We start from the raw sequence: 9703 nt of genomic DNA on the forward strand, positions 1-9703 counted from the left end.
GCCCAGGCGGGCGCCTTTGGTGCGGGGTCGTCCGGACCTGCCGGTTCTGGGTGGGGGCAGGGCGTGCAGGACCGAGGTGACCTTCAGTCGGCTGGTCCAGGTGATCGCATCATCCAGGCCGCGCAGAAACACGAGTTGCCCTCTACCCGCGGAATCTCTTAAGTCCGCTTGTGAGCGGCCAGGTTACGGTGCCAACGCAGGATCGTGGCCGGTGTGACCGGGACGATCTCCGACCACTGGCGGCGGTTCACCAGCCGGGACAACGCCGCAAGCCAGAGCCGGTCGGCGTGATCCCACCGCGATCGCCCATGCACTTGTCGGCGCAGCACCTGATTCTCGTGACGCAGTATGAGCAACTCGATGTCCTTGGACAGATCAGGCCGGACCAGCACCACCTGCAGACTGAGTATCCACCTGACCAACCGGCAGAGCAGCGACAACAGCACCTCGAGGTGGTCTCAGCCACGACACTGATCCCGTAGCAAAAACCCCAGGTCACAGGACGAAACCGAGTTTTCGAGCGGGACACGCTTCAGGCGTTCAGCAGCGTGAGTTCATGGAATATCTCTCACGCCATAGCTGTTCCGGTGACTGTTCAAGTTTCAACCAGATTGGAGGGGGCCATGCCCGCCATCACCGCCAACACGCTGACGCTGCCCCGCGTCGTCGTGGCCGATCCCGCCGCGGCCGTCCAGCGCCCGGTCCGGTCGGTGACCACCGCGCCCAGCGACTTTGAGGGGGAGGGCTTCCCCGTGCGGCGTGCGTTCGCCGGGGTCTCCTTCGCCGACCTGGATCCGTTCATCCACATGGACCAGATGGGCGAGGTGGAGTACGCGCCCGGTGAGCCCAAGGGCACGCCCTGGCACCCCCACCGCGGCTTCGAGACCGTCACCTACATCATCGACGGAATCTTCGACCACCAGGACTCCAACGGCGGCGGCGGCACGATCACGGACGGCGACACCCAGTGGATGACCGCGGGCTCCGGGCTGCTGCACATTGAGAAGCCGCCGGAGCACCTGGTGGTGTCCGGCGGGCTGTTCCATGGGATCCAGCTGTGGGTCAACCTGCCGCGGGAGCACAAGTTCCACCCGCCGCGCTACCAGGACATCCGCGGCGGCGAGGCCAAGCTGCTCGCCTCGGCTGACGGCGGCGCACTGCTTCGGGTGATCGCCGGCGAGCTGGATGGTCACCAGGGGCCCGGGATCACGTTCACCCCGATCACAATGGTGCACGCCACCGTCAGTCAGGGCGCGACGCTGGACGTGCCGTGGAACCCCGGCTTCAACGCCTTGGCCTACGTGCTGGCAGGCCAGGGTTCGGTGGGTGCCGGGCACGCGCCGATCCGCAAGGGCCAGCTGGCCGCCTTCGGGCCCGGCGGGGCGCTCACGCTGGCCGCGAACTCGCGCCAGCCGCAGGCCGAGCCGAACTTGGAGGTGCTGCTGCTCGGCGGGCAGCCGATCCGCGAGCCCGTCGTGCATTACGGGCCCTTCGTGATGAACACCCGCGCCGAGATCCTGCAGGCGATGGAGGACTACCAGGCCGGCCGCCTAGGCGTCGTTCCTGCCGAGCGGATGCCGCACACCCACGGAGAGGAGCGGCCATGACCGCGACCCTGGCTGAGGAGTTCGCCCGCGGCCGGATGTTCTTCGAACTCAAGGACTACATCGGCGCCGCCCGCATCCTGGCACCGGTGGCCGCCGCCGAGCCGGGCAACGTGGCGGCCCGGCTACTGCTGGCCCGCGCCTACTACCACTCCGCCCAGCTGCGTGGAGCCGAGGCGGAACTGCGTGCCGTCATTGAGCGAGCTCCCAGCGAGGAGTACGCCCACCTGCTGCTGGGCCGTACCCTCCAGCGGGCTAACCGGCACGCGGAGGCGGAGACCTACCTCCGGTTGCATGCTGCGATGACCGGATGATCAATGGCGCCCCTGGCAGCGTCGGGCGGTTCACTCCCACAGGCGTGGTGACTGGCGACACTCGAACGCCGCGCCTGACGGCTCACCCCCACGTTGGGGGTGAGCCGCTATTGGTTCTACATGTTCTGGGAGACGAGGCGTCCTTCCCTCGCACGTGAGGGGTGGTCCGGTGATCTCTTGATCACGGAGCAAGCCGCCTGAGGCGGGCCGCCCGGCGCAAGCTGATCGCGCTGCCCGCGGAGGAAGGGGCAGACGCCGATGGTGATCACGATTGAGCACGCACAACCGCCGACATCCCGGTGCTCTCCGTGTACCGCTCGACTATTGAGTTACGCGCCTTGAGCTGCGGTTAAGCGGCGTGGTGGCATTCGCTGATCATGCCTGCAGCGACGGGTTTTCGGCGGATGGATCGCTGGTCGTTGAGGTCGGTCACGTCGCGGGCGGGCTGCGTTGCGATGTCCGGAGGTCGTTGGTGCCGGGACTGATGCGGCCGATGCGGGTTGATCACGTTAGATCAACCTTCGGGAGGCAGCGTGACGCAACCGGTCAAGGTCCGCAGGCTCACGGACCAGGAAGGGCAGAAGCTGCAGCGGATCGTGCGGCGCGGCACGACCAGCACGGTGCGCTACCGGCGGGCGATGATCCTGCTTGCCTCGGCCGGCGGCAACACCGTGCCGGTGATCGCCCGTCTGGTGCAGGCCGACGAGGACACCGTCCGCGATGTGATCCACCGCTTCAACGAGATCGGGCTGGCCTGCCTGGACCCTCAGTGGGCGGGAGGCCGTCCCCGCCTGCTGAGTCTTGAGGAAGAAGTGTTCGTCGCCGCGACGGCCAGTACCCGACCGACCAAGCTCGGCCAGCCGTTCACCCGCTGGTCGATCCGCAAGCTCCTGGACTACCTGCACCACCTGCCCGGGCGCAGCTTCCCGATCGGCCGGGAAGCCTTACGCACCCTGCTGGCCCGCCACGGCATCACCTTCCAGCACACCAAAACCTGGAAAGAATCGCCGGACCCGGACTCGACGCCAAGTTGGACCGCATCGAGTACGCGCTGACCCAGCGGCCCGAGCGCACCTTCGCCTTCGACGAGTTCGGCCCGCTCGGCATCCGCCCCACCGCCGCGACCGGCTGGGCGGTGCAGGGCAAGCCGGACCGGCTGCCGGCCACCTACCGCCGCACCCACGGCGTGCGCTACTTCCACGGCTCCATCGGCAATTCGCAGTCTCGGCAGAAGCGTGGCCGAGACGGCGGCGCACGGCCTCGATGGAGACGTCGGCGTTGATTAGTTCGGTGGCGCAGCTGGTGGATGTCGATCTCCACCCTGGCGGCGGCGCAGTAGCTCTGCCAGCGGTGATGGGCGGCGTCGTAGGACAGCGGCCCGCCCCGGCCGTTGATCGAGGCGCGAAACAGCGGGCCCAGCGGTGTAGCCGGCGCGGGCCAGGTAGAGCTTGAGGGGGCGACGTAGCCGCGGTCGGTCGTCCAGCAGGACGGTGCGCACGCTGCCGCCCTTGCCGTGGATGCGCACGTGCTGGTCGTCCAAGCGCAGGTCCAGGTCCTCAACGTACAGGCCGCATGCCTCCGAGGCGCGGGGGCGCCGCAGACGTAGGCGGTCTCGAACGGCACGACCGCATGAGCGAACACGTACTTCCCGCGTGTGCCCCCTACGATGCTTCATCCTGCTCGCGGGCGAGCAGGTGCAGATGTGTTATGGCCATGTCGATCGCGGAAGCCATCGGCGTGACGTCGCGGGAGGCCTGCGCCAACAGATAGCCGCCCTGGACAGCCGCCACGAACCCCGTAGCAAGTTGGGTCACGTCGGCGTCCTGCGGAATGACGCCTTCCCGTTGAAACCGGCGAAGGAGATCTTCGAATAGTTCTTGCCAAGCCATGAACAGGTCGTGGAGCTTCCCGCGTGCGACCGAGTCCTGATCGGAAACCTCGTTCGCCAGGGAGCCCAAAGGGCACCCGTACCGGCCCTCTTGCAGGGCATTGCGCTCGACAAGTGCATCCCGCCAACGTCGCAGGCCCGCGAACGTCCTCACCTTCTCCAGGCGTTCTCGCTCACCGGTTATCGTTCGCTCGCCCACAAACTCGATCACTGCCCGTACCAGCGCTGGCTTGTCTTCAAAATGTCGGTACAGCTGCGATTTACTGACTGTGCTCGCTGAGACGACATCGTCCAGAGTCGTTCCACCGACTCCTCGCACGCGCATCAGATCGGTGGCGGTAGCGACGATTCGAGACCAGCGTCTTCGCGCCACGCGCCGTCAACCGCCCGGCTACGGCCGTCTGCGAGCTCTCCTCCACGCCGCCATGGTAGTGACAGGACCGCCGCACGAACCGTGTCAAGGTATAAGCCTGGGCGCGGCAGAGGCAACGGCAGTGGCACTGGTGAAGGTGAACGTGGGCGTGTGCAGCTATCTAGCCACAACTGGACGATTTCGTCTCGATTGGTCAACCGTCGATATCCCTTGAGGCGTCCCATCGGTCATCGAGTGCACACCACGCTTGCAGGCATACCAGCCTCTGCGATCTCACCGTCAGGCGCTCGCCGCTTGCCGGGCAATACGACTCCGCACTAGCCTGGACGAAATCGTCCATTTTTGGCTGGACCTTACATGCCGCGCCGGCAAAGACCGGATACAGGGAGGTGCCAAATGAAGGCGATTGTGGTGACGGATGAGGCTGCGGGAACGGCCGGGATGACGCTGGTGGAGCGGCCCGAGCCGGAACCGGCGATAAACGACGTCGTTGTTCAGGTTCATGCGTCGGGATTCACCTCGGGTGAGCTGACGTGGCCCTCGACCTGGACCGATCGCGTCGACCGTGACGAACACCGTCGATCCCTGGGCAAGAGCTGGCCGGAGTGGTCACCGTCCTCGGCTATGGCACGACGGGGCTGTCGGTGGGACAGCGGGTGTTCGGCCTCACGGACTCGTATCGCGGCGGCGGGCTGGCGGAGTATGTGGCGATCGAGGCACGCAACCTCGCGCCGCTACCGGGCGACGTCGACTTCACGGTGGGCGCGAGCCTGCCGATGCCGGGTCTGACCGCGTGGCAGGGACTGTTCGACCACGGCCGCCTTCAGGCGGGGCAGAGCGTCCTCGTGCACGGCGCGGCCGGCTCAGTCGGGTCGATGGTGACTCAGCTCGCACGTGAGTTCGGCGCGTACGTCATCGGCACCGGACGCGCCGTCGACCGTCAGAAGACGCTCGACTTCGGCGCGATGGAGTTCGTCGACCTTGAGAACGACGCTCTGGAAGACGTCGGCGGCGTCGACCTGGTGTTCGACGTCATCGGCGGAGACATCCAAAAGCGGTCCGCAGGCGTGATCCGGGCCGGAGGAACACTGGTGACCATCGCCGGCCCGCCCGAGGCGCGGCCTGTGGACGGCTTGGCGATCGACTTTGTTGTCATGTCCGATCGTGCCCAACTGGGTGAGATCGTCCGGCGGGTGCGTGACGGACGGCTGCGGACGAACATCGGCAACATCGCAACCCTCGACGATGCCGTCGCGGCCTTCAATCCGACCGAGCGGATCAGCGGGCAGACGATCATCCGCGTTCGTCCGTGAGCGACACGCGCCCATCAATGCACCAAAGAGACAAATGACCGAGGAGACAATCGCATGAAAGCGATCGTGGTGACGGACCAGGCTGCGGAACGGCCGGGATGACGCTGGTGGAGCGGCATGAGGGGGAACCGCCATGACAGCCGGCGACCTGGAGGGTTGGGCGAGGTACGGGTTCAGTGAGGAACTCGTCAGAGCCTTGTTCCACGGTCTGCGCGTGGGTCTGTACGTGGTCGACCATACGGGGAAGATCCTCATAGTCAATCCGTACGCCGAGAGGCTGCTCGATCGTCCCGCACGGCAGTGGATCGGGGCCGACTCCCACGACTTGCTGCACCGCAACGCCGACGGAAGCCCGATCCCCCGGGAGGACTGCCAGATTTCGGCCGCGTTTTCCGAGGGGGTGTACGTCCGCAGCGAGGAGTCATGGTTCACTTGCGGGTCTGGCGGCCTGGTCCCCTTGGGCGTGATGGTGGCTCCGCTCCCGTTGGGCGGGGAGAAGGGCATGGGCTCGGTGGTCCTGTTCTACGACCTGCGGCGGCACAAGGCCGTGGAACACAAGCAGGCAGCCGCCCTCGCGGCACTGGAGAAGCTGACCGACCGATTGTCCCTGATGGCCGAGACCAGCACCCTGCTGGCCTCCACCCTCAAGGTGGATGAGGCGCTGCGGTGGCTGTCCTGTCTGGTGGTGCCCCGCCTGGCCGACTGGGCGATGATCGACCTGCTCGGCCCCGGCAACAGGGTGGACAAGGTTGCGGTCGCGGTCAAGCAGGGCCGGGGCGAGTGCAAGCAGTGGGAGAGGCCGCTTCCGCCGGTGCCGGAGGCCTTCCGGTCGCCGATGGCGCAGGTGATGCGCGGCGGTCCCGCGGTGCTGTTGAATCCTGAAGATGTGGCCGAGCGAATTAACTCGGTTGTGTGTAGCGTCGAGGAGTTGGGCGCGCATTCGATCATCCTCGCGCCGCTGCGCACGCCGCGCCGGGTGCTGGGCGCGCTCACCCTCGCCCGGTACGAGACCTCCCCGGTGTACGACTCGACCGATCTGTCCTTTATCGGCGACATCGCCAGCAGGGCCGGGCTCGCCGTGGACAACGCGGACATGTTCGAGGAACAGCGCCGGTTCGCCTCCACCACCTCTCACGAGCTCAGAACGCCGCTCGCCGGCCTTCGCGCCCTGTTGGATGAGGCGGTGCTCTACCCCGCCGACGTCGACCCGCACGAGACCATCAGGCAGGCCCTGACGGTCACCGATCGTTTGGAAACGATCGTCGACGACCTGTTGGTGCTGGCCCGGCTCCGCGCCGGAGACCCGGCCGCGTACGAGCCGATCGACCTCGGCGCACTGGTGACGGAAGAGGCGGCGGCTCTGATGGGCGGCGTCCCGGTCCACGTCGACGCCGACTGCGATGTGAACGTTCTGGGCAACCGGATCCAGCTGATCCGGCTCATCGACAACCTCCTGGTCAACGCCCGGCGGCATGCCGGCACAAGGGTCGAGGTCACCGTGAGACGAGCGGAAGGCTCGGCCGTCATCACCGTGCAGGACGACGGTGCCGGAATCGCGCCGCAGGACCGAGAGAGTGTCTTCGAGCCCTTCGTCCGGCTGGACGACGGCCGGCGCAGGGAACCGGGGGGCAGCGGGCTCGGCCTGGCCATCTCGCGCGACATCGCCCGCGCCCACCACGGCACCCTCAGAGTCGAGGACTCGCCGCAGGGCGCCAAATTCGTGTTGTGGCTGCCGCTCATCAGCGCATGCCCCCGCAACACCAGTGACACAATCGGGACACCGCGATCCGACCCGTAGCACTGGGAGAAGTGGTCGGCGTTATCAACAGGCCGGGCCTGCGGTAACCTCCGCAAGACGCTTACCCAGAGCCGACGAGCCGCATGCCGTGGCAGGTACCGGCAGATGGCGGGCCGCTACGCCGTCCCGACTCCGGCAGGGATATTGCCGAGTAGGCAGGCTTCGGAGCTTATCGGCGGCTGGTGGCGCGCATGCTCAAGCTGGCCAGCGTGTCCTCGGACCAGCTGCCCGGACTGGCCTGGGAGACGATGAGCCGCTGGCCGCGGGCTCGGAAGGTGATCATCGGGCATCGTGCGGCGCTGCCGCTGCTCCCCCCGGATGCAGCGGGCGCCCTGGCCGTTGCCCCAGGATTCCCCGGCCTGACGCTCTGGCCTGACTGTGTAGCTATCCGAATGCAAGTAACGCGACTCTCTTCCGAAGGTCGATTTTGGGTTTATCAGGTGGAGCACGTGAGCTGGAGCTTTGGGGAGGGGGAACGGCCATCCTGGCCGCCTGTCGACAGGACCGATGTGGGGTGGACTTCCGGCGAGTGTGGCGAAGGTGGGCGAGGTAGTCGGCGGGTTCGGAGCCGTACTCGCGCAAGGTGCCGTTCTCGTTCAGCGTGTACTCCTCCTACAGCCGCTTGACCGGCACCTGCCAGTCGTCCCAGCCGGGCGGCACGACGGTGGCGTGGACCATCTGGGCCAGGTCGCCAAGTACCTGGGTTGGAAACCATCGAGGTGTCGATGCCCTACTTTAAGACCAGTAGGTCGACCTCGTGGTCACGGACCGACCATATGTCCCGGTCGCCGACGTGATGCTGGGCGGCGGCCCTGTCGGCAACCTGTGCGTCCAGGCTCGTCCCGACCCGGTCACCGGTACGCTGGCCTGCCACATCAGCGTCGGTCGGTTCAGTAGTGGCCGAGGTGCTGCGCGTCGGGCCAGGTGCCATCCCCGGGCATGTCCAACGGGTCGGTCATCGGCTGGCGCCACTCCGGGGTCGTCATCGGCTCCCCCCAATAGGCCCTCCGCTCGGGTCGCCGTCACCAGACGCAAAGTAGCTGCAGTAACCGGGCGTTCCCGGACGGGTCAACACGCCCCGTCTCCCACCGCAGGGAACAGGACGAGCCCCCGAGTCTCGTTGGTGAGCTACCCCGGCATTGGCCCGAACTTCGTGTTCGAGTCAACCTTGGCTACCGCCCGTACCTGCTGCTCAGTTATCCCGCGTACACCCCTCAAGTCGGCGCTGTACAGGGTCGCGCCTTTCAGGTTCGCTTCAGTCAGGTCCGCGCGGGACAGGTCCGCGTCGGTCAAGTTCGCGTCGGTCAAGTTCGCGCCGGTCAGGAACGCGCCGGTCAGCTTCGCACGGGTCAGGTGCGCTTCGGTCAGGTCCGCGACGGTCAGGCGCGTGACGGTCACGCCCGCGGCGCTCAATTCCGCGACAATCCGGCCCTCGACGGTCACGTCCGTGACAATCAGGGAGTCATTTAGGTTCGCGCCGGCCAGGCGCGCGCGGGACAGGTCCGCGCCGGTCAAGTTCGCGCCGGTCAAGTTCGCGCCGGTCAAGTTCGCGCCGGTCAGGTTCGCGAAGTTCAGGTTCGCGTTGGTCAGGTCCGCGCCGGTCAGGTCCGCTCTGGGAAAGCGGCTGTGGGAGAAGTCTGCGTGGCCAGTAAGGTCGACGCTGTTGTTGGCGGTCAGGGTGGGAGCAATGGTCAACGCCGCGACCACATCGGCAGGGGGACGCACGAGGGGGGCACTCATGCGGCCGTTACCGTCGCTGCATCGCTTGGGCGGGGTTTTCTCACCGGGTTGAAGGGTGCACCCGTCGTGGTTGCGGACGAACGCCGACAACACGTTGCGGATGGTGTCCCGGTCGCGAGTCGAGTCAGCGGCCAGGCGTTGCAGAGCGTAGATGCCGCCCAGTCGCACGTCGGACTTGGTGGAACCGAGCTGTCCGACGGCTTTCGTGTACCGGTCAGTGATCTGCCCCTCCTGGGTGGTGTTCAGCGTTTGAGCGGTGTACCAGAGCCCCAGCGCAGTGAATACGACACCACCGATCACGACCAGCCCGGTCACTGCCTGGACGAGCGTGTGACGCGCGGAGTTGACTGCCTCCACCCGCTCGGCCGCGGTCATCTCTGTGCGTTCGACGTCTGTGAGCGGGGCGCGTTCCCCGGCGAGGTATCGGGCGGCCGGCCCGATGAGGGCTGCGAGCGCGAGACAGGCCGCCAGCGTGATCGCAACGCCCGCTAGGACCCAGCGCGCCCAGGTTGGTCCTGTCCACGTGATCGCGGCCCAGGCGCAGGCGGCGGTCAATGCCAGGAGCGGGACCAGCCACCGCCCGCGCCGCCACCACCTGCGGCGTGGCGGCGCGGGCGGTGGGGGTTCGTCTGGCGGCTGTGCTGGGGAGGGTTCTGGCTCCACCGGTGGGGGT

At 67.1% G+C, this 9703-nt stretch carries 7 protein-coding genes and 2 pseudogenes; 5 read left to right on the plus strand and 4 right to left on the minus strand.

Features of this window, described 5'->3' with window-relative positions; translation table 11 throughout:
- Positions 1–158: 158 nt before the first annotated feature.
- The gene (locus ITP53_RS50835) at positions 159–446 is read right to left on the minus strand and encodes an integrase (RefSeq protein WP_195902692.1); all 288 of its coding nucleotides are present in this window, start codon (positions 444–446) and stop codon (positions 159–161) included.
- Between the two features lie 177 nt (positions 447–623).
- Here ITP53_RS50835 and ITP53_RS50840 point away from each other — a divergent pair, with 177 nt between their 5' ends.
- The 3 genes and pseudogenes from ITP53_RS50840 to ITP53_RS60800 form a co-directional block, all read left to right on the plus strand.
- The gene (locus ITP53_RS50840; RefSeq protein ID WP_195902693.1) at positions 624–1607 is read left to right on the plus strand and encodes a pirin family protein; all 984 of its coding nucleotides are present in this window, start codon (positions 624–626) and stop codon (positions 1605–1607) included.
- Positions 1604–1918, plus strand: a complete 315-nt coding sequence (locus ITP53_RS50845) for a tetratricopeptide repeat protein (protein ID WP_195902694.1) — start codon at positions 1604–1606, stop codon at positions 1916–1918. Before ITP53_RS50840 ends, ITP53_RS50845 begins: the two co-directional genes overlap by 4 nt.
- A gap of 533 nt (positions 1919–2451) precedes the next feature.
- A pseudogene (locus ITP53_RS60800) lies at positions 2452–3134 on the plus strand (helix-turn-helix domain-containing protein); the annotation flags it as partial.
- 445 nt (positions 3135–3579) lie between these two features.
- Here the strand turns inward: ITP53_RS60800 and ITP53_RS50855 are convergent.
- Both ITP53_RS50855 and ITP53_RS61560 read right to left on the minus strand, forming a co-directional pair.
- On the minus strand, positions 3580–4017 hold the full coding sequence (locus tag ITP53_RS50855; protein ID WP_328818487.1) for a TetR family transcriptional regulator C-terminal domain-containing protein: 438 nt from the start codon (positions 4015–4017) through the stop codon (positions 3580–3582).
- A gap of 9 nt (positions 4018–4026) precedes the next feature.
- A pseudogene (locus tag ITP53_RS61560) lies at positions 4027–4179 on the minus strand (TetR/AcrR family transcriptional regulator); the annotation flags it as partial.
- Positions 4180–4784: 605 nt separating this feature from the next.
- On the opposite strand from ITP53_RS61560, the gene ITP53_RS60805 reads away from it, so the two are divergent.
- Both ITP53_RS60805 and ITP53_RS50865 read left to right on the plus strand, forming a co-directional pair.
- Positions 4785–5492: an NADP-dependent oxidoreductase gene (locus tag ITP53_RS60805; protein ID WP_207757588.1), complete on the plus strand. Its 708-nt coding sequence runs from the start codon at positions 4785–4787 to the stop codon at positions 5490–5492.
- Positions 5493–5625: 133 nt separating this feature from the next.
- Complete coding sequence (locus tag ITP53_RS50865) at positions 5626–7290, plus strand: ATP-binding protein (protein WP_195902695.1); 1665 nt, start codon at positions 5626–5628, stop codon at positions 7288–7290.
- Between the two features lie 1128 nt (positions 7291–8418).
- Here ITP53_RS50865 and ITP53_RS50870 read toward each other — a convergent pair.
- Positions 8419–9405 carry a pentapeptide repeat-containing protein gene (locus ITP53_RS50870; protein WP_195902696.1) on the minus strand — a complete coding sequence of 329 codons (987 nt, stop codon included), beginning with the start codon at positions 9403–9405 and terminating at the stop codon, positions 8419–8421.
- Between the last annotated feature and the right edge of the window lie 298 nt (positions 9406–9703).

Origin of the sequence: Nonomuraea cypriaca, from assembly GCF_015645445.1 — a bacterium.
Classification (GTDB): domain Bacteria; phylum Actinomycetota; class Actinomycetes; order Streptosporangiales; family Streptosporangiaceae; genus Nonomuraea; species Nonomuraea cypriaca.

Coding starts and splice junctions, on each gene's coding strand:
- ITP53_RS50840 (WP_195902693.1), top strand. CDS start 624: ATGCCCGCCATCACCGCCAACACGCTGACGCTGCCCCGCGTCGTCGTG.
- ITP53_RS50865 (WP_195902695.1), top strand. CDS start 5,626: ATGACAGCCGGCGACCTGGAGGGTTGGGCGAGGTACGGGTTCAGTGAG.
- ITP53_RS50870 (WP_195902696.1), bottom strand. CDS start 9,405: ATGACCGCGGCCGAGCGGGTGGAGGCAGTCAACTCCGCGCGTCACACG.
- ITP53_RS50845 (WP_195902694.1), top strand. CDS start 1,604: ATGACCGCGACCCTGGCTGAGGAGTTCGCCCGCGGCCGGATGTTCTTC.